The sequence below is a fragment of the Methylobacillus sp. MM3 genome, from assembly GCF_001645185.1.
In the GTDB taxonomy this organism is placed as follows: domain Bacteria; phylum Pseudomonadota; class Gammaproteobacteria; order Burkholderiales; family Methylophilaceae; genus MM2.
The window spans coordinates 362,324-388,873 of sequence record NZ_LXTQ01000011.1 but is presented as its reverse complement, the minus strand read 5'-3'; the positions used below and the strand labels follow the sequence as shown (position 1 = coordinate 388,873).

Genomic DNA, 26,550 nt, shown 5'->3' with positions numbered 1-26,550 from the left:
TTTCAGGCAAGATGCTTCGATAAAAAATACCAATAGCGAAGGAAGTATATGCCTGCCCAGTTCATCTCCTTTTTACGCAGCATCCTGTCATTGATATTGATGGCCGCGCGCGTTGCGGGACGAGGGCTGGGGTGGACTTTACGGCACATGCTGGGATCGCTTTCCTGGCAGGCGCCAGGCTGGGCTGGCTGGATGGGCGGACAATTCGCACAAGGCCGGCATTGGGCCGCACGCAACCCGAAACGGGGCGCGGCCATTTTGTTGGGCCTCTTGCTGGCGGCAACAGCCGGGTGGTACGGGGTGAAATGGTATCAAAGCCAGCCCAAACCGGTGCTGACCAAATATGAGGTCAAGCCACCCGCCGTGACCACTTACGACGAGAGCGGCAAGGCCAGCATTCATCCGCTGATTGTCGCATTCAACGAATCCGCCGCGCCTGTCAGCATGATGGGAAAGCCCGTCGCCGACGGCATCAGGATGCATCCCGATTTTGCAGGCGAATGGGCATGGGACGATGACCGCACGCTGGTTTTCCGTCCAAAATCCGACTGGCCGGTGGATGCGGTTTTCGATGTCGCGCTCGACAAGAAAAAACTCTTTGCGCCGCAGGTCAAACTGGAAGAGTATTCCTTAGAGTTCCGCTCCGCGCCTTTCAAGACGGGAATTTCGCAAACGGAGTTCTATCAGGATCCCGTCGACCCCAACCTGAAAAAACTCGTCGCTACCGTGCAGTTCAGCCATCCGGTGGATACCGACGAGTTCAAGGAACGCGTCAGTCTCAAGCTCGGCGGCGGCCTGAGTTTTCTTGGGCTGACCGACGACCCGAAAGCGACCATCAGCTTCGACAAGCTCAAGCTGCAAGCCTTTATCCACTCCGCTCCGCTGGCGATTCCCACCGAGGATACGCGGCTCTCCATGACGCTGGATAAAGGCATCCGTTCCAGCCGCGGCGGCAACAAGACCGAGGCCGAGATCAGCCGCGACATCATCGTGCCCGGCCTCTATAGCCTGCATTTCGGCAATATCGGCATGACCCTGGCGGACAATGAGCGCTACGAGCCGGAGCAGGTGTTGCTCGTCGGCGCCAGCGCCACGGTAAGCGAGGCTGCGCTGAAAGACCGCGTGCGCGCCTGGCTGTTGCCGGAATTCAACCCCAAGACGCCAGCGGAAAATCGCAAAGAGCTCTACAACTGGTATAGCGAGGAAGTCTCCCGCGATGTCCTGGCGCAATCCCAGCCGTTGACGCTCACGGCCCTGCCCTCTGCCGACGAGTTTGAAGCCACGCACAGTTACAAATTCAAGGCGCCTGTCGGCCGTTCGATTTACGTGGTGGTCGATGGCGGTGTGCGCGCGTTCGGCGGCTATCAATCCCGCAAGCCGTCCATCGCCACCATACAGGTACAGCCGTATCCGCAATCGGTCAAACTGCTCTCGCAGGGCGCGCTGCTTTCACTCTCCGGCGACCGCAAGCTGGCCTACATGGCACGCGGCCTCAAAGGCGTGAAGGTGGAAATCGGCCGCTTGCTGCCCAACCAGTTGCATCATCTGGTAGACCAGAACCACGGCGGTTTCGCCACGCCGGATGTTTACGAAAGCGTGCTGGATACCTTGGTGGAACGTTCAATCGACGAGCGCCCGCTGCCGGAAAACGAGAACGGCAAACCGACCTACGATAGCCTGGATTTCGGCACATACCTGCGCGAGAAAACCACTCATGCGGGTGGAGTGTTCATGGTCAGGCTGCAAGGCTACGACCCCAAGCATCCTTACAACACCGAAGGCGAGCCGGATACGCGCTTTGTACTGGTCACCGACCTCGGCATCATCGCCAAGAAGGCCGTGGACGGCAGCCAGGACATATTTGTGCAATCCATCCGCAGTGGCGAGCCGGTCAGCGGTGCGAAGGTGGAAATCGTCGGCCGCAACGGCCAGGCGACGATGACGGAAACCACCGATGCCGGCGGTCATGTGCGCTTCCCGCACCTCAACGATCTGCGGCGCGAGAAACAACCGCTGATGATCATGGTGAGCAAGGATAGCGACGTTTCATTCCTGCCCATCAACCGCTACGACCGCGAACTCAATATGAGCCGCTTCGATGTCGGCGGCATCGACAACGCCGTTTCGGCTCAGCAGCTCTCCAGCTACGCCTTCACCGACCGCGGCATTTACCGCCCGGGAGAAACCGCGCACATCGGCATCATCACGCGCACCGCCAACTGGGCGGGGCAACTTGCGGGCATTCCGCTGGAAGCCGAAATCACCGACCCGCGCGGCCTGCCGGTGTTGAAACAGCGCCTGCAGCTTTCTGCCAGCGGATTCGAAGGTTTGGATTACGCCACGCACGACACTTCCGCCACCGGCGATTACCACGTCGGCATCTATCTGGTGCGCAACGACAGGCGCGAGCAGGAAATCGGCAGCGCCAGCTTCAAGGTGCGCGATTTTGAGCCGGACCGGCTGAAGGTCAACGCCTCGCTGGCCGACCGCGCCGTCGAAGGCTGGATCAAGCCGGAAGAAGCCGTTGCCAAGGTCAAGGCCATGCACTTGTTCGGCAGCCCCGCCAACGGCCGTCGCGTGGAAAGCGAAATAACGCTGAGCCCCACCCTGCCCGCGTTCACCAGATACAAGGAATACAGTTTCCAGGACAAGTTCAAGCTGAAAGATCCGTTCAGCGAAAAGCTCGCGCCGGCGATCACCGATCCCAACGGCGAAGCCACGCTCAACCTCAACTTGCAGCGCTTCGCCCGCGCCACTTACCGCCTGTACCTCTCTGCCAAAGTATTCGAAGCGGAAGGCGGACGCGGGGTGGCGGCGGAATCCGCGGTGCTGGTATCGTCGGCTCCATATCTGGTCGGCACCAAGACCGACGGCAATCTCAACTACATCCAGCGCGATGCCCAGCGCGCGACCCGCTGGCTCGCCATCGACCCGACGCTCAAGCCTATCGCTGCCGAGCGGCTCACCCAGCAGTGGATAGAGCGCAAATATGTGTCGGTATTGGTGAAGCAGCCCAACGACACCTACAAGTACGAATCGCGCAAGAAAGAAATCGTGCGCGAAACCAAGCCCTACACCCTGCCCGCTGGCGGCGCGGACCTGCCGCTCATTACCTCCGAGCCGGGTGATTTCGCGCTGGTATTGAAGGATGCGAGCGGCAACGAGCTCAACCGTGTCGAATACAGCGTGGCCGGCGAGGCCAATATCAGCCGCTCGCTGGAACGCAACGCCGAATTGCAGCTAACGCTCGACAAGAACGATTACGCGCCCGGCGACACCATGGAAGTCAGCATCCGCGCGCCCTATGTCGGCGCCGGACTGATCACCATAGAACGCGACAAGGTGTATCAGCATGTCTGGTTCAAGACCACGACCACCAGCTCGGTACAAAAAATCGCACTGCCCAAGGATTTCGAGGGCAACGGCTATGTGTCGGTGCAGTTTGTGCGCGACCCGGGCTCGGACGAGATTTTCATGAGCCCGCTGTCGTATGGCGTGGTGCCGTTCGCGGTCAACCTCGACGCGCGGCGCGAGCCGATCAAGGTGGTTGCGCCAGAGGTGATCAAACCCGGCCAGACCGTGGATTTCAAGGTCAGCACCAGCCAGCCGTCGCGCGTGGTCGTGTTCGCGGTGGACGAAGGCATCCTGCAGGTCGCGCGCTACAAGGCGCCCGACCCACTCGGCTTCTTCTTCCAGAAGCGCGCCTTGCAGGTCAATACCACGCAAATCCTGGACATGATCCTGCCGGAATTCCAGCGGCTGATGAATGCTGCCGCGCCCGGCGGGGACGGCGATGCCGTGCTCGGACGGCATCTCAACCCGTTCAAGAAAAAACGCCAGCCGCCGGTCGCATACTGGTCGGGCATCGTGGACGTGGACAAGAACGGCAAGACACTGCGCTATACCGTGCCGGACAGCTTCAACGGCAAGCTGCGCATTTTTGCAGTAGCGGTAAATCCCACGCGTATCGGCGTGTTCGACGGTGGCACCGAAGTGCGCGGCGACCTGATCCTCTCGGCCAACCTGCCGGCAATGGTCGCGCCCGGCGACGAGTTCCTGGTGTCGGTGGGTGTGTTCAACAACCTGCGCGGCGGCAGCACCAGAACGCCGGTCGCCGTCAGCCTCAAGGTCGATCCGGCGATTACCGTGCTCTCCGCACCCAAACTGAGTCTGACGATCCCGCAGCAGCAGGAAGTCGCGGCGGAATTCCGCCTCAAGGCCAACGACGTGCTCGGCCCGGCCAACCTGCGCTTCATCGCGCAGGCAGGCGACAAGCAAGGCAAGGCGGCAGACGCGATCAGCATTCGTCCCGCCGTGCCTTTCGCCACCAAAATCAGCGTGGGCCGCTTCGACCGCTCCACATACGCCCAGGCGCTCACCCGCAACCTCTATCCGCAATTGCGCGACGTGGAGGCCGGTGTTTCCCTGTCGCCGCTGGTATGGGCGCAAGGACTGGATGGCTTTCTGGAGGCTTATCAGTATTCCTGCACCGAGCAACTCGTGAGCAAGGGCATGCCGGCACTGGTGCTTGCGGGAGGGCGCAACGCCCGCACCGACACTTCGGGCTTCGGCAAGGTAATCCAGATTCTGCGCGAACGGCAGAACGACGACGGCAGCTTCGGTCTGTGGTCGGCCAACCTGCAAGTCGAACCCTTCACCTCGGTGTATGCCGTGCATTACCTGATCGAGGCAAAAGAGCGCGGCATGCCCGTACCCGCCGACATGCTGGACAATGCCAACCGCTGGCTGGAAGCCACCGCCACCGCCGGCAGCGAAGGGCTGACCGGCGCCCGTACGCGCGCCTACGCCATCTACCTGCTCACCCGCCAGGGCCGCGTTACCAGCGGCATGACAGGCGCGCTGCAACAGGAACTGGACGCCCGCTATGCCAAGGAGTGGCCGCAAGACCTCACCGCCGCCTACCTCGCCGCCAGCTACAAGTTGATGCAGCAGGATGGACTGGCCGTGAAGCTGCTGAAAAACATCCCGTGGCGGAGCAACGAAACCGTCAAGGATGACGGCTACGCTTATTACGACCCCTTGGTGCATGACGCACAACTGCTCTACCTCACGTCCAGACATTTCAAGGATCGCCTGAACAGCGTGCCGGAAAAAGTCATCGCCAACATGGGCGACGCCGTTACCGAAAACCGCTACCACACGCTCTCGGCCGCCTACCTCATCCTCGGCTTCGACGCTTACGCCGCAGCCGGCGGTCAGGGCACCGGCAAGCTCGCCATCGCGGAACTGGACAAGGCCGGCAAAAGCACGCTCATGGCGCTCTCCGAAGGCCTGCTCAAATATGGCAAAGTCTCGACGCAAGCGGCCCGGCTCCAGTATTCCAAGCAAGGTGACGCCCCAGCGTTCTATGTCCTCTCCGAAAACGGCTTCGACCGCAAGGCGCCAGTTGGTACGGTGTCCGAAGGTCTCGAAATCGCGCAGGAAATCACCGGACTGGACGGCAAGCCGATCGTCAAAGCCAAGGTCGGCGAGGAGTTCCTGGTCAAGCTCACCTTCCGCAGCACCCGCCGCGACAAGCTATCGCAAGTCGCGATTGTAGATCTGCTGCCCGGCGGCCTCGAACCGGTACTCCGCGCCCGCGCCGAAGCGCAACAGCCGGAATATCAGGGCGACTACGACGGCGGCGAAATCCCGCCCGCCCCCGCCTGGCAATCGCCCATGGGCGAAGCCGGAAGCTGGCAACCGGAATATGCTGACATTCGTGACGATAGGGTGATCCTGTACGGGACGCTTAGCCGGGATGTCGGCCAATTCACTTATCGCGTCCGCGCGACCAATGCCGGCAAGTTCTTCGTCCCGGCGCCGTTTGCGGAAGGGATGTATAACCGCAGGCTGCAAGGGCTTGGGAAAGGCGGGGTGCTAGAGGTAGTGAAACCTTGATTGGCGGCCAACGGTTAATCAAACGTACTCACTACGTTTATTGCGCACAACGGTGGGCGGCAATATTAGCGCTCGTCGTTGTCGCGTTTGCCGCACTCCGTCTCTGGCCCCAGCCGCCTCTTTCCGTATACGCCCCCTCTTCCACTGCAGTTCTGGCCGCTGATAGCGCCTTGCTCCGCCTGACACTGGCGCAGGACGAGCAATATAGGCTGTGGGTGCCGCTGGAAAATATTTCGCCTACGCTGGTTGAAGCGGTGAAATTACAGGAGGACCGCTGGTTTTACTGGCATCCCGGCGTCAACCCTCCCGCCCTGCTGCGCGGGGCGTGGGAAACATACTCCGGCGGTAACAAGCAAGGCGGCTCTACGCTGACCATGCAACTGGCGCGGCTGATGTATGGGCTGAGTACGCGCACGCCGACGGGCAAACTGCGGCAAATCGGCCATGCCTTATGGCTGGAGGCACGCTACAGCAAGCATGACATGCTGGAGGCTTATCTCAACCTTGCGCCATATGGCGGCAACATCCAGGGCGTCGGCGCAGCGAGCCTGATTTATTTCGGCAAGACGCCGGATCGGCTGACCTTGCCGGAGACGCTGACGCTGGCGGTGATTCCACAGCGGCCCAATCACGCCGATCCGCGTCCGGCGCGCAACCGGCTGTTTGCGCGCTGGCAGCAGCACCATGCGGTATCGGCCAGCGAACAACGACTGATGACCCTGCCGCTGCCCTTGCGCAGCATCGGACAATTGCCGTTTACCGCACCGCATTTTGCGGAACAGGTGCTGTGGCAATCCGAAGCGTATCGTCACGAATTGCAGACGACGCTGCAACCGCGTCTGCAAGCCTTGCTGGAGCGGCAGATCAGCCAGTACATCGCACAAAACGGCGCGCGCGGCTTGCGCAACGCAACGGCGATGTTGGTGGATACGCGCAACCAGGCGGTGGTGGCGATGGTGGGGTCGGCGGATTATCGCAATACGGAGATCGACGGGCAGGTGAACGGCGTGCTGGCGAAGCGTTCGCCCGGCTCCACGCTCAAGCCTTTCATCTATGGGCTGGCGTTTGACCAGGGCGTGATCCATCCGCAATCCATTTTGAAGGATGCGCCCACGGCTTTCGGGCCGTTCCAGCCAGAGAATTTCGACGGGCGCTTCGTCGGACCAATTTCAGCACACGATGCCTTGATCCATAGCCGCAACATTCCGGCGGTGCATGTCGCCAGCAAGTTGAAACAGCCCAGCCTGTACGACTTCCTCAAGACCGCCGGCGTCTCGCGCCTGCGATCCGAGCAGCATTACGGGCTGGCGCTGGTACTGGGCGGCGGCGAGGTGACGATGGAGGAGCTCGCGACGCTCTACACCATGCTGGCGAACCAGGGCACACTGCGGCCGTTGCGCTACCTGGCGGACGACCCTGCCGGCGACAGCATCCAGCTCCTGAGTCCGGAAGCCAGCTACATGACGCTGAACGTGCTGAGCGACAATCCGCGTCCGGACAGCGTGGCGATGGCGCGCGGCAACCGCTGGAACATTGCCTGGAAAACCGGCACTTCCTGGGGGTTCCGCGATGCGTGGAGCGTGGGCGTGGTCGGGCCTTACGTGCTGGCGGTATGGATAGGCAATTTCGATGGTTCGTCCAACCCGGCGTTTATCGGCATCGAAGCCGCCGCGCCCTTGTTCTTCCGTATTGCCGACGCGCTGCCGATCACCTTGCCGCAAGACCGCGACCCGCTACGCCTGCCGCCGCGCAAGTTGAAGAAAATCCCGGTCTGTTCTGCCAGCGGCGACCTGCCCAATGCCTGGTGTCCGCAAACCACCGACACCTGGTTCATTCCCGGAAAATCGCCGATCCGCGTCAGCAACCTGCACCGCCCCGTGGTGGTGGACAACCGCACCGGACGCGCCGCGTGCCCGCCTTACGACCCGGCGGCCACGCACACCGAAATCGCCGAATTCTGGTCGTCGGACATGATGCGTTTATTCCGCGAAGCCGGCATGCCACGTCGCGCGCCGCCCACGGCCGGTTGCGCCGGGGCAGGAATCGCCAGCGACGAGGCCGACGTCCCGCATATTACCTCGCCCCTGCTCAACGTCGCCTACACGCTACGGCTTTCCCGTCCGCAGGAAACCATTGCCCTCCAAGCGACTGTGGGAGCCGACGCGCGAACGCTCTACTGGTTTTCGGACAAGGCCTACCTGGGCAGCCAGCCGGCAAACAGCGGCGGCATCGCCTGGAAGCCGGACAGCGCTGGCTGGCACAGCCTGACGGTAGCAGACGACAAGGGACGCAGCGCAAGCCGGGATGTGCGGGTGGAAGTGGTGCCATAGTCCGGTCAGGACTGGGCTTTGGTTTTCGGCTGAAACGCGAGGCAGGACGTGCCGGAAGTTTCCAATACATCGAGGCACGGCTTGCGCTTGCCCTTGAACCCGAGCGCGTGGCAAGCATACGGAAAACTTGCCTCGTAGGTGATGTAGTAATGCACGCAGCGTGCCGCAATCGGGCGCTTCTTTCGATACCGCTTTCGTTTTCTGTTGCATCTGGATTATCGGGAAACCAAAACCGTGCAGGGCACCGTAGCGCAGGCGTTTTGCCTGCGCTAGAAGTACTCCTCGCTACAAACAACAACGGCGGCGTACCGCGCTGTGGATACGTCGCCGTTCTGTATAACCGCTCCGCTTATTTCTTGCGGCTGCGCAGGTTAGCAGCGATACGCATGCGCAGCGCATTGAGCTTGATGAAACCGCCCGCGTCCTTCTGGTCGTAGGCGCCGGCGTCGTCTTCAAACGTGGCAATGGTTGGGTCGAACAGCGAATCGGTCTTGCTGTCGCGGCCGACGACGATCACGTTGCCCTTGTACAGCTTGACGCGCACGAAGCCGTTGACGCTCTTTTGCGTATGGTCGATCAGCGTTTGCAGCGCGACGCGCTCCGGGCTCCACCAGTAGCCGTTGTAAATCAGGCTGGCGTAGCGCGGCATCAAATCATCCTTCAGATGCGCCACTTCGCGGTCCAGCGTCAGCGATTCGATGGCGCGGTGCGCCTTGAGCATGATGGTGCCGCCCGGGGTTTCATAGCAGCCACGCGACTTCATGCCAACATAGCGGTTTTCAACGAGATCAAGACGGCCGATACCGTGCTTACCGCCCAGGCTGTTCAGCTCGGCCAGTAACTCGTGCGGCGCCATCTTCTTGCCGTTGAGGGCGACGGGATCGCCGTTGACGTATTCGATATCCAGATATTCGGCGGCATCCGGAGCCTTTTCCGGGCTGACAGTCCAGCGCCACATGGATTCCTCGGCTTCGGCGGCCGGGTTTTCCAGATGGCGACCTTCATAGCTGATGTGCAGCAGATTGGCGTCCATGGAGTATGGGCTGCCGCCCTGCTTGTGCTTCATTTCGACTGGAATGCCGTGCTGCTCGGCATAGGCCAGCAGTTTCTCGCGGGACAGCAGGTTCCACTCGCGCCATGGAGCGATGATCTTGACGCCAGGCTTGAGCGCATAGGCACCCAGTTCGAAACGCACCTGGTCGTTGCCCTTGCCGGTCGCACCGTGCGAAATGGCATCGGCGCCGGTCTCGTTGGCGATCTCGACCAGGCGCTTGGCGATCAGCGGGCGCGCAATCGAGGTACCCAGCAGGTATTCACCTTCGTACACGGTGTTGGCGCGGAACATCGGGAACACGAAATCGCGCACGAATTCCTCGCGGAGGTCGTCAATGTAGATTTCCTTGACGCCGAATTTCCTGGCCTTTTCGCGCGCCGGTTCCAGCTCTTCGCCCTGGCCCAGGTCCGCGGTGAAGGTCACGACCTCACAGTTGTAGGTATCGGTCAGCCACTTCAGGATGACCGAGGTGTCCAGCCCACCGGAGTAGGCCAGCACCACTTTCTTAACATCGCTCATACTTCATTCCTTAATCACAATTTTTATTGAATCTCGTCAACGCTTACGCGGCTCAATCCGTAAAGAGTTCGAACGCCACCAGAAAGCTTACGGATACCATGATCGCCATACCCAGCAGGAACAGGCGATCCGCATACCGCTCGTATTGCAGGGATTGTTCCTTGTGGCGGATCGACCAATAGGACAGGAAAGTGCTCGACAGGAATGCGAAACTGTCGATCGCCAGCAGCTTGTCTGCCCAGTTTGAAATGGCTCTGTCCGGCGCGATCTGGATAACCGACACGACGGTGACGCATACCCCGACCATTGTCGCGGCCACTGGCAGAATGTGGTTGGACAGCCCGACCGGCGTTTCTCCCTGCCGCATTAGCTCTGCACTCGCCCCAGCAGCAAATATTCCATCAGTGCTTTTTGCGTATGCAATCTATTCTCCGCCTCGTCCCACACCACACTGTGCGGCCCGTCGATGACTTCCGCCGCAACCTCCTCGCCCCGGTGCGCCGGCAAGCAGTGCATGAACAGCGCATCCTTGGCCGCGACACGCATCATGTCGCCATCGACCTGCCAATCGGCAAAGTCGCGCATGCGCTCTTCGTTCTCGGCTTCGAAGCCCATCGAGGTCCAGACGTCGGTGGTCACCAGATCGGCGTCGCGCGCGGCCTCCATCGGATCGGCGAATTCTTCGTAGTGCTCGTGGCCGTAGAGTCCGGCACGCTCCTGCTCGACCTCGTAACCGGGGGGCGTGGATACATGCACGTTGAAATCCAGCACTTCCGCCGCTTGCAGCCAGGTATTGCAGACGTTATTCGAATCGCCGATCCAAGCCACCGTCTTGCCCTGGATCGGGCCGCGATGTTCGATGAAGGTGAAAATATCGGCCAGGATCTGGCACGGATGGTATTCGTTGGTCAGCCCGTTGATCACCGGCACACGCGAGTTGGCGGCAAAACGCTCGATGATTTCCTGCTCGAAGGTGCGGATCATTACCATGTCGCTCATGCGCGAAATCACCTGCGCGGCGTCTTCCACCGGTTCGCCGCGCCCCAATTGGGAATCGCGGGTGTTGAGATAGATCGCGGCACCGCCCAGTTGCTGCATGCCAGCCTCGAACGACAGGCGCGTGCGGGTGCTGGCCTTCTCGAAAATCATCACCAGCGTGCGGTCGAACAGCGGATGGTAAGGCTCGTAGCGCTTGAACTTGTCCTTGATCCATTTGGAGCGTGCGAACACATGTTCCAGCTCTTCTTTTGAAAGATCCTTGAACTGAAGAAAATGTTTGATCGACATGATTATTGGCTCAGAAAGTTTTTCACCAGCGGTGCCAGGATATCCACCAGTTGCTGTGCTTCCGCCTTGCTCATCACCAGCGGCGGCAACAAGCGGATCACCTTGTCGGCGGTCACGTTGATGAGCAGACCGAGGGCCAGCGCCTGTTTGACCAGCTCGCCGCAAGGACGATCCAATTCGATACCGATCATCATGCCGGCATTGCGGATGGTGACGACGCCAGGCACGTTCTTGAATTCCTCGCGCAAGGCGTGATTGATGAAATCACCGATTTCCACAGCCTTGGCACCAAGTGATTCTTCCTCGATAGCCGTCAATGTCGCCAGCGCGGCACTGCACGCCAGCGGATTGCCGCCGAAAGTGGAGCCGTGATTGCCCGGCTGGAATACGTCGGCCGCCGGCCCCTTGGCCAGGCAAGCGCCAATAGGCACTCCGGAGCCCAGGCCCTTGGCCAGGGTCATTACATCCGGATAAATCCCGCTATGCTGAAAGGCGAACATCGTGCCAGTGCGCGCGATACCGCTTTGCACTTCGTCCAGCATCAGCAGCCAGCCGTTCCGGTCGCAAATCTCGCGCAAGCCTTGCAGATAGGCCTTGGCATCCTGGGGAATCACCACGCCGCCCTCGCCTTGCACCGGCTCGACCAGCACGGCTACGACATTCGAGTTGTGTTCTGCCACCTGCCGTACAGCTTCGAGATCGTCGAAAGGCACGCGAACGAAACCCGCCACCAGCGGCTCGAAACCGGCCTGCACCTTGCGGTTGCCGGTGGCCGACAAGGTCGCCATCGTCCGGCCGTGGAAGGCCTTGTCCATGACGATGATTTCCGGGTGTTCGATGCCCTTCTTGTGACCGTGCAGACGCGCCAGCTTGATGGCGGCTTCATTGGCCTCGCAACCGGAATTGCAGAAGAAGATGCGGTCCATGCCCGACAGCGCGCTCAGGCGATCTGCCAACCGTGCCTGCTCGGCGATGTTGTAGACGTTGGAGACATGGATCAAGCGTGCGGCCTGCTCGGAAATGGCCTTGACGAGCGCGGGATGCGCGTGCCCCAGGCCATTGACCGCGACGCCCGCCAGGCCGTCGAGGTAGCGCTTGCCTTGATCGTCCCACAACCAGACGCCTTCGCCCCGAACAAAAGTGACCGGTTGCCGGCCATAGGTATTCATTAAATGTTGCGACATATCAAATTACCAAAAAGTAAAAATGCACACGGCGGCAAAAGCCGCCGTGTGCAGCAATTGCCAGTTAAGCTTAAAACCCGAACAGCGCTCGATGCGACAATCCGCCAGCCATGAAGAACAGCATCGGGATGGAAAGCATCATGTTCGTTCGCGATGCAAGGAATGCGATTCGTCGCGCCTTGTTTTTCTCTTCGTCGGTCGCGGGCTTGATGCCCAGGATTTTCTTCTGGTTCGGCCAGATGAGCCCCCAGACATTGAGCAGCATGATGGTACCCAGCCATGCGCCGATACCGATGGGAGCCATTTCCGGCTGCAAGGTGAACGCCGCGGTAAATCCTGCGCCCAGCAAAGCCGCGCCAGCCAGCCATGTCACCAGGGAAGACCAGCGGAACCAGAACAGCGCACGGGGAGCAACATGCTTGGTAATGCCGGCTGCGGTGCCGTCAGCTGCGGCATCCTTCAGTGCAGGCACCTGAACGAGGTTGAAATAGTAAAGCAGGCCGATCCAGGTGATACCGGCCAGAAAATGGATCCAACGCGCGAGTGCTGGCAGGAGTTCCATGATTACACCCCCGCCAGAATGAAATTCTTGAGGAAAAAATACAGGACTATAGTCAGAATCAGGCCGGAAACGATCGTTCCCGGAATGGAATCCAGTGGATTTTTCATTTTTTCTCCCTGTTCAATAATAGTGTTATGGTGAATTTCGAAGCGTATCGTAAAACACGCGGCCGGGCAAGAAAGAAGCTGCGCCAACTATCGATCAATACAGCACTTTTCGGCTGTACGGATGACGAATGAACATGCACGCGACACTTTGACTTCAAGAGGTTTTCATCTTGTAAAAATCCCCCATTCAGGCAAAATGCCGAGTTCATCATTTTCGGCCGGAAATCGGCCAATTCCTCCGTGTTCTCCGGATGAAGTTTGCATATGTCCCTAGCGAAAATTACCCCATTAAAACGCCCGACCCAGCCGCAATTGCCGGTTTCGTGGTACGTCGACCCCGAAATTTACGCGCTCGAACAAAAGGTGCTGTTTCCGCACGCGCCGAATTATCTCGGCCATGAGCTGATGGTCCCCAATGCCGGCGATTATCACTCGCTGGAATGGATGAACCACGGCAAGGCGCTGGTACATAATAGCCAGGGCATCGAGCTGATCAGCAACGTCTGCCGCCACCGCCAGGCCATCATGCTGAAAGGCAAGGGGCATGCGCAGAATATCGTCTGCCCGGTACACCGCTGGACTTACGACCTCAAGGGCGAACTGATGGGCGCGCCCCACTTCGACGAGAAACCCTGCCTCAACCTCGGCAAGACGTCGCTGCAAAACTGGAACGGCCTTTTGTTCGACAGCAAGCGCAATATCGCCGATGACCTCGGCAAGCTGGGGTTCCTCAAGGATTTCGATTTCAGCGGCTTCATGCTCGACCGCTTGATGATCGACGAATACAGCTTTAACTGGAAGACCTTCATCGAGGTCTACCTGGAGGATTACCACGTCGCGCCATTCCACCCCGGCCTTGGCAACTTCGTCGATTGCGACAACCTCAAGTGGGAATTCGGCGAGTGGTACAGCGTGCAGTCGGTAGGCGTAAATCGCGGACTGGAAAAATCCGGCTCGCCGGTTTATCGCCACTGGCAGGACCAGGTACTGAAATACAACGACGGCACGCTGCCGAAATACGGCGCGATCTGGCTGGTGTACTACCCTTTCCTGATGCTGGAGTGGTATCCGCACGTGCTGGTGGTTTCCCATATCATCCCGCGCGGCCCACATGCCTGCACCAATGTGGTGGAGTTTTATTACCCCGAAGACATCGCGCTGTTCGAGCGCGAGTTCATCGAAGCCGAACAAGCGGCTTACATGGAAACCGCCGTCGAGGATGAAGACATCTGCCAGCGCATGCACGATGGACGCAAGGCGCTGCATGCGCAGGGCCTCGACGAATTCGGCCCGTATCAGCATCCGATGGAAACCGGGATGGAGCATTTCCATCTATGGGTAAAATCCCAGCTGGAACCGCACCTTTAAAATAAGCGTCAGCTATCGTTCCGGGCTGCCACGGGCAGAACCCGGAATCCAACGGCCCTGAATAACAGTTTGGAACCGAATTCCACCGCCATCGGCTGTGCCCTTTAATTCTGGAAGCCGGCTCGGCATCACCTTGACATAGTGAGTGGTCGTCAGCGTATACCGGACAAACGGCCTGGGCATGCCCGGTCAAGGCTCTTGAAAAATCGCCCCAAGCGCCTACACTGTAATCAGCCGTCAAGAGCCTGTTTCCATAGGTATCCGCATTGCGAGAGGAAGAAAATGATCACCATCAATCAAGAATCGAACAACCTCGTCATCGCCATGGTGCTGAGCGAATTCACGCTGGCCGACTTCAAGGAACTCGAAAAAGCGGCCGACTATGCACTGCAATCGCAAGACAAGGCCAGCCTGCTGATTGATCTGAGCGATATGCTGGGTTTCACCGTCGACGTGGCATGGGAGGAAATTCGCTTTGCACGGCAGCACGCCAAGGACTTCGACAGGATCGCCGTCGTGACCGACGACCAGTGGGTGCAATGGAGCACCTGGCTCGCGCGCATCTTCACGGATGCCGAAATGCAGGTATTCGATGATTACGTCACCGCGCTGGCGTGGGTGCAAAAAGGATAGGCGCGTCATTTCAGGTACCGGTCATCCGCATTGCCCACTGATCGCCCCTTGATGCGAACCCCGAAAACGCAGCCGCTAGCCAGGCTGCCCCATCGCAAGCCTTCTATTTTGGTTTTACTCTGCTCTGCCGCCCTGGTATCCGGCTGTATGGGCGGTTCCATTGCTCGCCAGATCGCGAGTTCGATCGCCATGCAGGTCGCCGATAAAGCGGTCGGGCGCGCGCTGGACGAACCGCAAGTCGAAGAGCAAGGCAAAACCAATCAACTGCTGATCAGCCACGGCCTCGATCCCTATCAGGATGCATTCCTGCGCGCGAAACTCATAACGCCGCCAACCGTGCCGCCGGCATCGCCTCCCTTGCCTCAACCCGATCCAGCCGAGTCGGCGGTGCCTCTGGTAACGCGTTTGGCCACAGTAGAAGTTTGGGGACTGGTGCTCGGAGATGAAAAGCGCTCGATGCTGGAAAATATCCGTGATCTCGGCATCACGGCGCTTCCACCGGAAGAGGCGTGGGATCAATGGCAACTCGCCGAAGGCGGAATTCAGGGAGACCACAGCCGGCCGTTATTGATACTGGTGCCGCCGGAACTCGGAAAATTGCGCAGCGGCGATCATGCCGTGATCGAACTCGGAATGACGAACGGGTTTTATGTGGCCCAGGATCGATTGGAGTAGCAGGCGTCCTCGCCTGCAACAAACCATTATTGATCGAAATGCAGGCGAGGACGTCTGCTCTACGGTTCTATCAGCCCGCTACGCATTGCAATCAACGCGATTTCCGCCTGATTGCCGGCATTCAGTTTTTGCTTGATGTTGTAAAGGTGGGTGCCGATGGTGCGTGGCGAGAGGCATAGCGTTTCGGCGATTTCATTGGTGGATTTTCCGAGCGCCAGCGCCATAAAGACTTCGAACTCGCGGGCGGAAAGTACATCCACCGGATTTTTCTCGCCCGATAGCTGCTGCAATGCCATTTGCTGAGCGATGTTGGCTTCAAGATACATCTTGCGTGCAGCCACCATGCGGATAGCCTTGATCAACTCTTCCGGCGCGCTGCGCTTGGTCAGATAACCCAGTGCCCCGGCGTTCAAAACACGCTTCGGATGCACGGAGTCCTCGTGCGCGGAAAGAACAAGAATGCGAGCCGACGGGTCTTTTGCCATGATGCGCTCGATAGCCTCCATGCCGCCGATGCCGGGCATGGTGATATCCATCACCACCACGTCGGGATGAAACTCGCCGTAGAGCTTGACGCCTTGCTCGCCGCTCTCGGCTTCAGCCACCACCTTTACATCCGGCGCCGCTTCCAGCAGCAGTTTGAACCCCATGCGCACAACCGCATGGTCGTCCACCAGCATTACATTGATCACACCGCTCATTTTTTCTCCCGTTTTGGCACTGTTACGCGGATACAGGTGCCCTCTCCCATTTGGGAATCCAACTCGAATTGACCATGCAGGGCTTGCACACGTTCGCGCATGCCCAGCAGGCCGAAATGCCGGGTTTGGTCCACTTGGCATAAATTCATGCCGACGCCATTATCCTTGACTGTGAGCATCAGGTCGCCGTTTTCGTCACGGGACAGCACGATATCGAGCTGCGTCGCATCGGAATAACGCAGGGCGTTGGTTACCGCCTCCTGCACGATACGATATAAATTGATGTTGAGCGACTCGCCAAGATGATCGAGATCGCCGAAAAATTCCAGGCTGAAACGCAACTCGGGGCTTTGCCGTTGCCACTCGGCGACCGCATCGTGCAAGGTTTCCTTGAGCCCGAGGTTATCCAGTGCGCCGGGGCGCAACTGCCGGATGATGTTGTGCATGCCGTCGTAAATATGTTCGGCGGCGGCGGCGATGGTTTTTGCATTGGCCTCGACATCCGGCATCTGCTCGCGGGTTTTGTTGCCGATGGCAACAGCGAAAGTCTTGATCGCGGTGACATACTGGCCCAGTTCATCATGCAATTCGCGCGCGAGATTGCGGCGTTCTTCCTCGATATGGCGCTGAATCAGATGCGTCAGCTGGCGGTTTTCCTCCAGCCGCCGCTCGGCCTCTTCCGCCAGCTTGCGCTCGGTAATATCGCGCATGCTGCAAATTTCGCCAATCACCCGGTCATCGTGCGGGTCCACCAGCGGGCCTGCCGACAGCGACACATCCACAATCCGGCCTTCGCGCGTCACGCGCTGGGTATCGTAATTTTCGATGGTACGGCGCGCGGCGATGGATTCGAGATTCTGCCCCAGCTCGGCCTCCTGCCCCTCAGGCGTCAGAATAGCCGCCGACTTGCCGATAATGCTGTGCGAAGGATAGCCGAACAGCCGCTCCGCCGCAGGATTCCAGAACGAGATATTGCCGTCCATATCGTGAATCATGATCGCATCGTTGGTCTGCTTCACAATCAGCGCCAGCCGACGGTTCTCTTCGGTGCGCGTTTCCAGCGACCCCGCCATGCGATTGAAGCTCTGGCCGATCTGGTGAAACTCCGGCAGGCTGAACTCCCCGAGCCGCACGCTGAGATCGCCGTGCTCCATGCGATGGATCGCGCCGAGAATATTTTCCACCGGACGCACCGCGCGCCCCAGCATCCAGTACACGCCGATATTGAGCACAAAAAACAGCCCGCCAGCCACCCACAGCAACGGCTTCATTCCGCTCCAGGCCTCGCGTATCGCCCCGCTCGGGTTGGAAACCACACGCATCACGCCATAACGGATACGACGCTGCACGATCTCCTGCTCCGGCGCCACCAGTTCCACAAACCATTGCGGCGGATTCTCGTCAGCCTTGAATGTCGACTGCGGCGACTGGTAAATCAGCCGCCCCTGCATGTCGTAAAGGTAGATATCGGTACTGCGTACCCGTCCTAGGGATTCGAGGAATTGCTGCAGCAAGTCATGCGTCGTACCCCAGTCCGGGTTGATGAACGCGCTCACGATCACCCGATCCAGCATCTGCGTCGTCACCCGCGTCGCCGACTCCACCCCTTCGCGGATCGAGACCCGCGTCTCCTTGACGAGAATCGTACCCATTGCCGCCATGAACAGCAGCAGCATCACGGTAATCAGCAAGTTCAGGCGAAAACGCAAACTCATAGCGTATCCAGCGGATTCACGTCACCGCGCCTGTCTTTATTCAATACATGGGTATAAATCATCGTTGTGCTCACGTCGAAATGCCCCAGCAATTCTTGGACAATCCGAATATCGTAACCGCTTTGCAGAAGATGTGTGGCAAAAGAGTGGTGCAGCGCGTACAGCGTAACGGGTTGGACAAGGCCCGCCTTAATCTTTGAATACAGAGCTAATGTTATTAAAAATCAGCTTACTTAAGGTTATACATCCACGAAACCACGCTTGTCAGTATTTATTCAACGTTAGCATTGCCTGCCATGGCCAATACACAGCCTCCCGTCCATGTCACCCAACACTTCTGATAGTGTCCTCAACCTCAGCATTTATTTATCATCTCCGCATGCTCAACCCACATTACAAACCTAACCAGGTAATCAGGCTGGGCGCGCGAAAGCGCGCCCCTTATGTCAAACGTTCGCGATGATTACGTTCCACGTTTCCGCTGAACATATGAAGGCACAAAACCGCAAGGCGATTTATGCCATGATCGTCCTTGCCGCTTTGGCAATCGGATCCATTTCACTGCTTTTGAAAGCCAACGACATAGGTGGCATGATCTTTCCTACTATTGGAGTATTTCTCTTTGCTCCTCCTATCGGAAGAGCCTACAGGACCATCAAGGAAGGTGCTGCTTCGTATCCAGTTGTTGAAATTGATGACTCAAGTGGGGAGCTCATCGTTAAACACAAAGATATTAGTGTTGTCGTCGATGTAGCGCGGAATGCAAACCTCAGAGTCCAGTACAAATCGGGTCGTTTGGTATCTGCGATAGTTAAGACATCTTCTGGCGAGCTCATGCGATTTGAAGGTTACGAAAATCTAGAAGCACTTGTTTCATTCTTAGAGTCCGTTACTCCAAAGGAAAACATAACCCGTGCAAGTTTCTATCATCGCTAACCCCACTGTAAGCGGACCTGCGCGAAAAACCGCGCAGGCCGCTCACTTCCACGTTAGGCCTATAAAACATGCATGCTTTTCGCATCGTCCTTCAAATCATTTTCGGGCTGCTCTCGGCACTTATTATTTTTGTTTTTATGAGGGCGCCGAACGCCAACTACACCTCAAATCTCTCCATGTTGGCATTCATCGTCTTGATCATTCTTCTTCTTGGCCCTTGGTGGCCAAATCAAGAAAACATCGAGCGTTGGACCCATAAGTGGAAACTACAACTCCCCACTGACAATCCACAGGTCGCGAGTTATGTTGTTAATTTCCTTTGCGCTGCATATGGCTTCTACAAAGCGTGGGAAACCTATGAGAAGCCCAACAAAACACTCTGGCGTCTTGAGAAGACAGCTTACTCAATTGCGGGAATACACGGAGTAATTGCCTTCTGGCTTTTTCTAGCCATCGCGTGCCTTGCTTATGGAATGATTGCGTATGGCAAAACAAAATAGGCCTAACCTGCCGGTCGAGAGGGACCGCCCAAAAGCTGCGCTTTTGGATCCCCTCCGCGGCTTCGCTGCTCCGGCGGCCTCTCACCTAGCACGTTGGGCCCAAAAACTGTGATCTCCAAATTATTGGTCATTCTGTGCTGTATTGGTCTGGGTGCTTGTCGTGGCGCATCTGAATCAGAAACCGAAGTTCTCTTGGAATGCCGCTCACCAAATGGAAAAGCCGTTGCAATTTTCTATCGAGAATTTGGTGGCGGCGCTGCAGGCTGGCAATATGAGATAGTTACCGTACATCAGCCAGACGATCATATTCCATCGAAAGTGTTAAAGCTCAAGAGTGGTTACGAAGTTACTCTCCGTTGGATAGATTCGAAGCGACTTGAAATTGGATATCCAGACTCGGCGCGCGTAGATCATTGGCAAAACTGGTTTGGACGAATGGGGGATGGCAAAGTCGAATTACTTCGTCTCGCCTCAAAACACGGAATGTTCGTTGACGAAAAGAGCGGATGCAAAAAATGATCGTATTATGGTCTGCTATTCAGCCCAACAATGTTGGTCAAACGGGACGCGCTAAACGTGCGCCCCTTACTTAAGCGTTAGACATGACTTACTAATTGATGAATGTCATTTATAAAATTCTTTATCCCAACGGAAAAATTTATATTGGTCAAGATCGCACTAATTCCATTAATTACTTTGGTAGTGCAGACGATAACTTGATCGCCAAAGACTTCAGTCCGGAACAAAGACAAAGTTTTACTATCACACGCGAAATTTTATGGGAGTCAGAAATAGCCTCCCGTTCGGAAGTTTGTCAAAAAGAAGTTGAGTTTATAAAACTTTACCGATCGAATGATCCATCTATCGGATATAACCAATGGCCAAAATTTGAGGCTCCATATGATCCAGCCTAACCCATCCATCAAGCGGCACGCGTTAAAGCGCGCCCCTTATATCAAACGTTAGCGCCTCATACCATGAAGTTCATGGTCGCCATCTTTCTTCTGCTCGCATCGGGTATTGCCTTCGCCCAAAGCCCCTCGCCCACCACAGTTCGCGAGATCAATCAGTTGTTCGTGGCTCTTGAAAATTCCAAGTGCGAGTTCAATCGCAATGGGGCTTGGTACAACGCTCAAAAGGCGACCGAACACCTTCGCCGGAAATACGACTACCTATTCAAGAAAGGCCTGGTCACATCCACGGAGTCTTTCATTGAGCTTGCGGCCGCAAAGAGCAGCATGTCGGACAAGCCGTATCTCGTTCGTTGTGGCAACGCGCAGCCAATTCCAAGCAAGTCGTGGTTCACCGGCAAGCTCAAGGAGTTGCGTGCGCGACCTGCCGGCGCTAACAATTCATTCAAGCCGACGCCGCTTCGCGGCGCGGCTTAATTCAGGCGTTAGGCATCAGCCAACCCTGTATGGACGATCCAAGATTCATCTTCGCAACGCAGGAAGAGTGGGAGGTTTGGCTTGAGCGAAACGGGAGTGCCTCGTCAGGTGTATGGCTCCGCCTAGCGAAGAAAGGTACAGCCGATGCAACCGTCTCCTACGCCGATGCGCTGGAAAGTGCACTGTGCTACGGATGGATCGACGGTCAGAAGCAGGCAGAGAGCGAGCACCATTGGCTTCAACGATTTACGCCTAGGGCAGCCAGGAGCATTTGGTCGAAGATCAACAAGGCAAAGGCGGAAGCTCTCATTGCATCGGGCCGAATGCGCCGGGCCGGCTTGGACGAAATCAATCGAGCCAAGCAGGACGGTCGTTGGGATGCCGCGTATTCATCCGCGGGCAATGCAACCATCCCAGACGACTTGCGAGAGGCGCTTGACGCGAGTCCGAAAGCGAAGGCTTTCTTTGCAACGCTCAACAGTCGGAATCGGTACGCTGTTCTATTCAGGATCCAGAATGCGAAGAAGTCCGAAACCCGCGCAAAGAAGATTGCTCAGTTCGTCGAAATGCTCAACAACAGTGAAAAGCTCTATCCATGACTCCGCAACTGATGCCTCACCCTTTCTTCAAGCGGACCTGCCTACGGCAGGCCGCTTAAGTCAAACGTTAGGACTTCACAAATGGTTGTCTCGAAAGAACTAGCTTCTGCGATAAGCAAATCCGGAGAGACCTTTATCAAGGACATAGGACACGTGCTTGATATAGCAAAAGAGTTATCGCCACCTGCTGAGTTCGAACAACTCAAAAAAGCCATTGCTAACGTCCTGGGTACCATCGAAGTTGATTTATTAGGCCCTCTATATCGCATGCATCCTGACCTTGAGCCCGAATATATGAAAGGATGGGAAAATGAATCCTAACCTTTCCATCAAGCGGGACGCGCTAAAACGCGCCCCTTACTTTCAACGTTAGGCGTCAATCGAAAGGAAGGCATGAAAATGACACGCGTCCGAGTTGAGAGCTTTACCATTTCGCTTGACGGATACGGAGCTGGTCCGAATCAGGACATCAGGAATCCGCTCGGCGTGGGTGGGGAAGATTTGCACCAGTGGTTAGTCCCGACACGCACGTTCCAACGGACCCTATTTGGCGCCGACGGTGGCACAACGGGGATCGATGACGACTTCGCTGCGCGGGGCTTCAAGAATGTTGGCGCCTGGATTCTCGGAAGAAACATGTTCGGACCGATTCGCGGTTCCTGGCCCGACATGAACTGGAAAGGCTGGTGGGGGGACAACCCACCCTATCACGTTCCAACTTTCATCTTGACTCATCACGCGCGCCCGCCCATCCAGATGGAAGGCGGAACGACATTCCACTTCGTCACAGGCGGTATTCACGAGGCGCTTGACCGGGCACGCGACGCAGCCAACGGAATGGATGTGCGCATTGGCGGCGGACCTAACACTATCCAGCAATATCTTCGTGCGGGCCTCATCGATGAGCTGCACCTCGCTATCTCGCCGGTCCTGCTGGGCGGAGGCGAGCGACTGTTCGAGGGGATTGACATGCGTGCGCTGGGATACGAATGCGTTCAGTTCGTTGCGTCGGAGAAAGCCACCCATGTTGTACTCCGGCGCCAAGGGGACAATGACGCCTAACAACCGGTTGGTAGCGGACGGTGCTGAACCGGAACGTTGGCCGAGAGAATCCTCGGCACATACTCTCACCTCTTTGAAACGATTGAATAGCAAATGGCCTCCGATTTAGCCTTCGTCGAATACGTCTGCGATCAGATGCGCGCCGCCGGAACAATTGCATTCCGCAAGATGTTTGGTGAGTACGCGATCTATTGCGAGGGAAAGGTCGTCGCTTTAGTTTGTGACAATCAATTATTCGTTAAACCGACATCGGGTGGACGTTCCTTTGTTGAACGAGTCGCCGAAGCACCACCATATCCGGGCGCCAAGGCTCATTTCCTGATCGGCGAAGAACTAGACGACCAGGAGTGGATATCGAACCTCATCAGGATCACTGAGAGAGAACTTCCGCTACCGAAACCAAAGAAGCCAAAGCGCTCGTGAGGCAAAAGTGAGGCGTTGTCCTGGCTGCATAAAATATCGGCTAACTCTACGGTAACCTGTGAACTCAGTCGTTGGATATCACGAGGAGAAATTTACATGAGCCTCACGATCAAACGCATTTATGAGCCTGCCGCACCCAAAGACGGATTTCGCATTCTGATCGACCGGATTTGGCCACGCGGTTTGTCAAAGGCCAGCGCAAGCGTCGATCTATGGTTCAAAACCTTGGCTCCGAGTACTGAATTGCGTCAGTGGTTTGGGCACGATCCGGAAAAGTGGGTGCAGTTCCGGCAACGCTATTTTGCCGAACTTGACGGTCAGGCAGAGGCTGTCGATCAAGTGCTCAAAATGGCGAAGCGACGGCGAGTAACACTGCTCTACGGTGCGAAAGATACTTTGCACAATAATGCCGTCGCGCTCATGGAATACCTTGATCGTGGGGTCTAGCAATTCGTTCAGGCCGCTGCCGCCCATCGGCTCGACTTGCTGGAAGAACAGCCCCAAGGCGAAAACGTAAGCTCATCATGACGTAAGGTATTGCGACGCCGCAACCGTGGCGGTGGCGCTACCGGCATGATTGCCTGCAAGTTTTCATTATCTCCGGTTTGTAACCTAGTATTTCTACTAGTGCCCAGAGAGCTCTCTCCTCGACTAACATCCATGTATCTTCCAATTCAATCTTCAGCCAGGAATGTCCATGTATTCAGCCACCTTCATCTTCGATATCAAACAATTTGATGAAGATTTTTACGAGCTTGAGCAGGAAATCGCAAATCTTGCAAAACAGACGGTGGGCTACCTTGGCGAGGATACCTGGGAAAACGCGGATACCGGCCGCATAGGAACCGTCTACTACTGGGAAAGCATGGATGGGCTGCAGCAACTGATGAAAGATCAAAAACATATGGCAGACAAGATTTCTCAATTCGGATGGTTGAATGGCTACCATATTGTCGTCTCCCGCGTTTTGCATACTTACGGAGACGGCGTTATCTCGCACCCCACGACAGCGCCCGTGAACTGTTAATTCAATCCAGCAAAGATGTCACGCTATTGCGGTGGATAGCAATGCGGCTAACCACCGCAATCCGCTATCTGGCTGATATCCCATATATCAACTCAAACACAGGAGAACCCTCATGCATCCCATCGTTCGGAAAACACTCGGCGGCTTGTCACCCCAGTATTACTTTCGCCAGTTCTTTTTTGGCCTGGTTGTGGCTTCCTTCGTCTTTTTCATGTCTACCCAGGGCGGTCGAACAATGCCAGCGAGCATGCTGTTCTTTACGATTATCAGCACATTGCTTTACCCGTATTCGCGCTTCGTCTATGAAAGCATCGTCGGCTTCATCATGGGATCCAACGTTTTCTTTGTTAATGCCATTTTCATGCTGGTGACAAAGTTCATCACCATGGCAATGTGCTGGGCATTTGCCTTGCTCGTAGCGCCTATCGGGCTTGCTTATCTTTATTACCACCACAGCAAGGTTGAGCGCTAAGAGGTCACCTCGGTACTATGCAAAACAATTTGCGGATGGCGGCTACGATTAACAACACTTAATCCATCCAGCGGAGCGTGTTAAAACATGTCCGCCACTGATCGATTACTCTATCAACCTAGCCGCCTTAAGGAATAAAAATGCGTATCTTGATGCTCGGTGCAGGTGGAATTGGCGGCTATTTCGGCGCGAGGATACATCACGCCGGCGGCGACATTACATTTCTGGTAAGGCCGGCACGGGCACGCGGCTTGTTGGAGGATGGCCTGCATGTCTTGAGCCCGCTTGGCGATGTACACATCGCTCCAAAACTCATCACCTCGGTTCAAGACAGCACTGCGGGAAAATTCGACGCCGTGATCCTGTCGTGCAAGGCATACGATCTTGACTCGGCCATGGACACCATTGCGCCTGCGCTTGCCTCTGACGGCATTGTCGTTCCCTTGCTCAATGGCATCGCCCATCTGGCCCGCCTGGATGAGCGATTTGGCCATGCAAGAGTATTGGGCGGCCTGGCACACCTTGGCGTGACGCTGACGGCAGAAGGAAAAATCCGACATCTCAATGAACTTCATCGCATGGTTATTGGTACGCGCGCCGCGCCAGCGCCTTCGCCGGTCGCCGCGCTTGCCAAGGTGCTGGGTAGCACCGACATCGACTTTCACTTGTCCGGGAATATTGAAGGCGAGATGTGGGACAAATTCGTTTTTCTTTCCGCACTGGCAGGGGCTACATGCACGATGCGGGCTTCGATTGGCGATATCCTGCAAACCGCTACTGGAGAAGATTTCATTCTCGGGCTGCTGGTTGAGTGCAGTGCCGTCGCCCGGAAACACGGCCACATGCCAGGCGAAGAGCGCCTTGCGCAATCCCGGATGCAGCTCACCGCACGAGGCTCCACGAGCACGGCATCCATGCTGCGGGATATCGAACGAAATGGGCAAACAGAAGCCGACCATATCCTGGGCGATATGGTGCACCGGGCAATGGCTCACGGTATTGATGCTCCGCTCCTGAAGGTCGCCTACACTCATCTGCAAAGTTACGAGGCGCGCAGGCGCCGCGAACAGTCCTGACCTTGCAACCAGCCGGACTGCTCAAGAAGCCGCGCAGCCCGGCCTCCGCGTTGGATTCTTCCGCTGGCGGAAACCCAGCCCTGTGCTTTCAAGGTGAGACGGCGCAAACTTGTCTCTAATATTCTGCATTTGGGAGCCCGCAATGAGCATCCAACTCGACCACACGATCATCCCGGCGCATGACAGCAAGGCCGCAGCGAAGCTGTTAGCCTTCATTCTCGACGTTCCCTGGGCAGAGTCGGGCACCGGCCCTTTTTGTCCCGTGTATATCAACGACGGCCTGACCTTCGACTTCGATCAAACTGAAGGCCCCTTCCCCATCCAGCATTATTGCTTCCGGGTCGGCGAGGCCGAATTCGATGCAATCGTTGAAAGACTGAAAGCCCATGGGATCGCATACAGAAGCACTCCGCACGGCCCGGTGGATATGCGAATCAATACAGAACACGGGGGCCGGATCGTATACTGGAATGAGCCCGACGAGCACGTATGGGAGGCGCTGACCGTCAGTTATGCTCGACAGCCATCGCATTAAATGCAGGATTGACGTGTAACATACATCCTTGAATTTGAAGCGCAATGATGGACCTTACCCAGGGAGAGACAACCATGACTTACGATAAAAAATACCTTGTATGGGCCTTGTGTTATGCAGTCGCCGGGATGGGAGTGGGCATTTTCATGGGGGTATCGCAGGATCCCGCGCAGCATGTGACCCATGCGCATATCCTGCTGGTCGGATTTGTGACGTCGCTGATCTATGGCGTCATCCACAAGCTGTGGTTAACCGACAAGATGCCCAGGCTGGCCATGGCGCAGTTTATCGTGCATCACGCGGGCGCGGTGACGATGTTTGTCGGGCTGCTTTTGCTTTTTGCCAATGTATTGCCTTTGGCGCAGCTTGACCCCGTGCTCGCACTGGCTTCGCTTACGGTGACGCTGGGTGTTGTACTCATGCTGGTCATGGTGGTGAAAAGCAATACGCTTGAAGCCTGATTGTTAACTCGTTGCTTCTTTCGAGCAGTCCATAC

At 57.0% G+C, this 26,550-nt stretch carries 28 protein-coding genes and 1 pseudogene; 20 read left to right on the top strand and 9 right to left on the bottom strand.

Going from position 1 to position 26,550, the window contains the following annotated elements:
- Window positions 1-48 precede the first annotated feature (48 nt).
- Together A7976_RS06145 and pbpC are read left to right on the top strand one after the other, a co-directional pair.
- Window positions 49-5,901, top strand: a complete 5,853-nt coding sequence (locus tag A7976_RS06145; RefSeq protein WP_088178389.1) for an alpha-2-macroglobulin — start codon at window positions 49-51, stop codon at window positions 5,899-5,901.
- Complete coding sequence (gene pbpC / locus A7976_RS06140; protein ID WP_205633459.1) at window positions 5,898-8,231, top strand: penicillin-binding protein 1C; 2,334 nt, start codon at window positions 5,898-5,900, stop codon at window positions 8,229-8,231. Before A7976_RS06145 ends, pbpC begins: the two co-directional genes overlap by 4 nt.
- Before the next feature lie 5 nt (window positions 8,232-8,236).
- Here the strand turns inward: pbpC and A7976_RS15155 are convergent, their stop codons facing one another.
- The 6 genes from A7976_RS15155 to A7976_RS06115 all read right to left on the bottom strand — a co-directional run bounded on the left by A7976_RS15155 (window position 8,237) and on the right by A7976_RS06115 (window position 12,837).
- A complete protein-coding gene (locus A7976_RS15155; protein ID WP_165601724.1) occupies window positions 8,237-8,386 on the bottom strand; it encodes a hypothetical protein in 150 nt (49 codons plus the stop codon).
- A gap of 194 nt (window positions 8,387-8,580) precedes the next feature.
- Window positions 8,581-9,804 (bottom strand): argininosuccinate synthase, encoded by a 1,224-nt coding sequence (locus A7976_RS06135; protein ID WP_067108669.1) that lies wholly within the window; start codon window positions 9,802-9,804, stop codon window positions 8,581-8,583.
- Between the two features lie 52 nt (window positions 9,805-9,856).
- Window positions 9,857-10,171 (bottom strand): hypothetical protein, encoded by a 315-nt coding sequence (locus A7976_RS06130; RefSeq protein ID WP_067108666.1) that lies wholly within the window; start codon window positions 10,169-10,171, stop codon window positions 9,857-9,859.
- Window positions 10,171-11,091, bottom strand: coding sequence for an ornithine carbamoyltransferase (gene argF, locus A7976_RS06125; protein WP_067108663.1), 921 nt, complete (start codon window positions 11,089-11,091; stop codon window positions 10,171-10,173). Before argF ends, A7976_RS06130 begins: the two co-directional genes overlap by 1 nt.
- A gap of 2 nt (window positions 11,092-11,093) precedes the next feature.
- Window positions 11,094-12,275 carry an acetylornithine transaminase gene (locus A7976_RS06120; RefSeq protein WP_067108660.1) on the bottom strand — a complete coding sequence of 394 codons (1,182 nt, stop codon included), beginning with the start codon at window positions 12,273-12,275 and terminating at the stop codon, window positions 11,094-11,096.
- 70 nt (window positions 12,276-12,345) lie between these two features.
- Window positions 12,346-12,837: a urate hydroxylase PuuD gene (locus A7976_RS06115; protein WP_067108658.1), complete on the bottom strand. Its 492-nt coding sequence runs from the start codon at window positions 12,835-12,837 to the stop codon at window positions 12,346-12,348.
- 371 nt (window positions 12,838-13,208) lie between these two features.
- On the opposite strand from A7976_RS06115, the gene A7976_RS06105 reads away from it, so the two are divergent.
- The 3 genes from A7976_RS06105 (at window position 13,209) to A7976_RS06095 (ending at window position 15,620) form a co-directional block, all read left to right on the top strand.
- Window positions 13,209-14,312, top strand: a complete 1,104-nt coding sequence (locus A7976_RS06105; protein ID WP_067108648.1) for an SRPBCC family protein — start codon at window positions 13,209-13,211, stop codon at window positions 14,310-14,312.
- 282 nt (window positions 14,313-14,594) lie between these two features.
- Entirely contained in the window at window positions 14,595-14,945 is a 351-nt protein-coding gene (locus A7976_RS06100) for an STAS/SEC14 domain-containing protein (protein WP_067108646.1), read from the top strand.
- Window positions 14,946-15,092: 147 nt separating this feature from the next.
- Entirely contained in the window at window positions 15,093-15,620 is a 528-nt protein-coding gene (locus A7976_RS06095) for a hypothetical protein (protein ID WP_067108645.1), read from the top strand.
- 59 nt (window positions 15,621-15,679) lie between these two features.
- Here A7976_RS06095 and A7976_RS06090 read toward each other — a convergent pair whose 3' ends face one another.
- The 3 genes and pseudogenes from A7976_RS06090 to A7976_RS14755 form a co-directional block, all read right to left on the bottom strand.
- Complete coding sequence (locus tag A7976_RS06090) at window positions 15,680-16,321, bottom strand: response regulator transcription factor (protein ID WP_205633458.1); 642 nt, start codon at window positions 16,319-16,321, stop codon at window positions 15,680-15,682.
- Window positions 16,318-18,036 carry a PAS domain S-box protein gene (locus A7976_RS06085; protein WP_067108636.1) on the bottom strand — a complete coding sequence of 573 codons (1,719 nt, stop codon included), beginning with the start codon at window positions 18,034-18,036 and terminating at the stop codon, window positions 16,318-16,320. Before A7976_RS06085 ends, A7976_RS06090 begins: the two co-directional genes overlap by 4 nt.
- Window positions 18,033-18,224 (bottom strand): annotated as a pseudogene (locus A7976_RS14755) (tyrosine-type recombinase/integrase); the annotation flags it as partial. The pseudogene A7976_RS14755 and the gene A7976_RS06085, both read right to left, overlap by 4 nt.
- A 334-nt stretch (window positions 18,225-18,558) precedes the next feature.
- On the opposite strand from A7976_RS14755, the gene A7976_RS06080 reads away from it, so the two are divergent.
- The 15 genes from A7976_RS06080 (at window position 18,559) to A7976_RS06020 (ending at window position 26,515) form a co-directional block, all read left to right on the top strand.
- Complete coding sequence (locus tag A7976_RS06080) at window positions 18,559-18,972, top strand: hypothetical protein (protein ID WP_131801004.1); 414 nt, start codon at window positions 18,559-18,561, stop codon at window positions 18,970-18,972.
- Window positions 18,973-19,040: 68 nt separating this feature from the next.
- Window positions 19,041-19,472, top strand: coding sequence for a hypothetical protein (locus tag A7976_RS06075; RefSeq protein WP_067108631.1), 432 nt, complete (start codon window positions 19,041-19,043; stop codon window positions 19,470-19,472).
- Between the two features lie 108 nt (window positions 19,473-19,580).
- Entirely contained in the window at window positions 19,581-19,991 is a 411-nt protein-coding gene (locus A7976_RS15055; protein ID WP_131801003.1) for a hypothetical protein, read from the top strand.
- A 98-nt stretch (window positions 19,992-20,089) separates the two neighbouring features.
- Window positions 20,090-20,386 carry a GIY-YIG nuclease family protein gene (locus A7976_RS14750; protein WP_082878012.1) on the top strand — a complete coding sequence of 99 codons (297 nt, stop codon included), beginning with the start codon at window positions 20,090-20,092 and terminating at the stop codon, window positions 20,384-20,386.
- Window positions 20,387-20,449: 63 nt separating this feature from the next.
- Window positions 20,450-20,860, top strand: coding sequence for a DUF5329 domain-containing protein (locus A7976_RS06070; RefSeq protein ID WP_067108628.1), 411 nt, complete (start codon window positions 20,450-20,452; stop codon window positions 20,858-20,860).
- Window positions 20,861-20,889: 29 nt separating this feature from the next.
- Window positions 20,890-21,459: a YdeI family protein gene (locus tag A7976_RS06065; RefSeq protein WP_067108625.1), complete on the top strand. Its 570-nt coding sequence runs from the start codon at window positions 20,890-20,892 to the stop codon at window positions 21,457-21,459.
- An 81-nt stretch (window positions 21,460-21,540) separates the two neighbouring features.
- Window positions 21,541-21,780 carry a hypothetical protein gene (locus A7976_RS06060; protein WP_067108622.1) on the top strand — a complete coding sequence of 80 codons (240 nt, stop codon included), beginning with the start codon at window positions 21,541-21,543 and terminating at the stop codon, window positions 21,778-21,780.
- A gap of 72 nt (window positions 21,781-21,852) precedes the next feature.
- Complete coding sequence (locus tag A7976_RS06055; RefSeq protein WP_240483810.1) at window positions 21,853-22,521, top strand: dihydrofolate reductase family protein; 669 nt, start codon at window positions 21,853-21,855, stop codon at window positions 22,519-22,521.
- A 93-nt stretch (window positions 22,522-22,614) separates the two neighbouring features.
- A complete protein-coding gene (locus A7976_RS06050) occupies window positions 22,615-22,944 on the top strand; it encodes a TfoX/Sxy family protein (RefSeq protein ID WP_067108617.1) in 330 nt (109 codons plus the stop codon).
- Window positions 22,945-23,040: 96 nt separating this feature from the next.
- The gene (locus tag A7976_RS06045) at window positions 23,041-23,391 is read left to right on the top strand and encodes a DUF488 domain-containing protein (RefSeq protein WP_067108614.1); all 351 of its coding nucleotides are present in this window, start codon (window positions 23,041-23,043) and stop codon (window positions 23,389-23,391) included.
- Window positions 23,392-23,641: 250 nt separating this feature from the next.
- Window positions 23,642-23,971: an antibiotic biosynthesis monooxygenase gene (locus A7976_RS06040; protein ID WP_067108611.1), complete on the top strand. Its 330-nt coding sequence runs from the start codon at window positions 23,642-23,644 to the stop codon at window positions 23,969-23,971.
- Between the two features lie 112 nt (window positions 23,972-24,083).
- Window positions 24,084-24,443: a hypothetical protein gene (locus A7976_RS06035; protein WP_067108608.1), complete on the top strand. Its 360-nt coding sequence runs from the start codon at window positions 24,084-24,086 to the stop codon at window positions 24,441-24,443.
- 140 nt (window positions 24,444-24,583) lie between these two features.
- Window positions 24,584-25,519, top strand: a complete 936-nt coding sequence (locus A7976_RS06030) for a ketopantoate reductase family protein (RefSeq protein WP_067108604.1) — start codon at window positions 24,584-24,586, stop codon at window positions 25,517-25,519.
- A gap of 142 nt (window positions 25,520-25,661) precedes the next feature.
- Window positions 25,662-26,054 carry a VOC family protein gene (locus A7976_RS06025; protein WP_067108601.1) on the top strand — a complete coding sequence of 131 codons (393 nt, stop codon included), beginning with the start codon at window positions 25,662-25,664 and terminating at the stop codon, window positions 26,052-26,054.
- 74 nt (window positions 26,055-26,128) lie between these two features.
- Window positions 26,129-26,515: a TonB-dependent receptor gene (locus tag A7976_RS06020; protein ID WP_067108597.1), complete on the top strand. Its 387-nt coding sequence runs from the start codon at window positions 26,129-26,131 to the stop codon at window positions 26,513-26,515.
- Window positions 26,516-26,550: the final 35 nt, after the last annotated feature.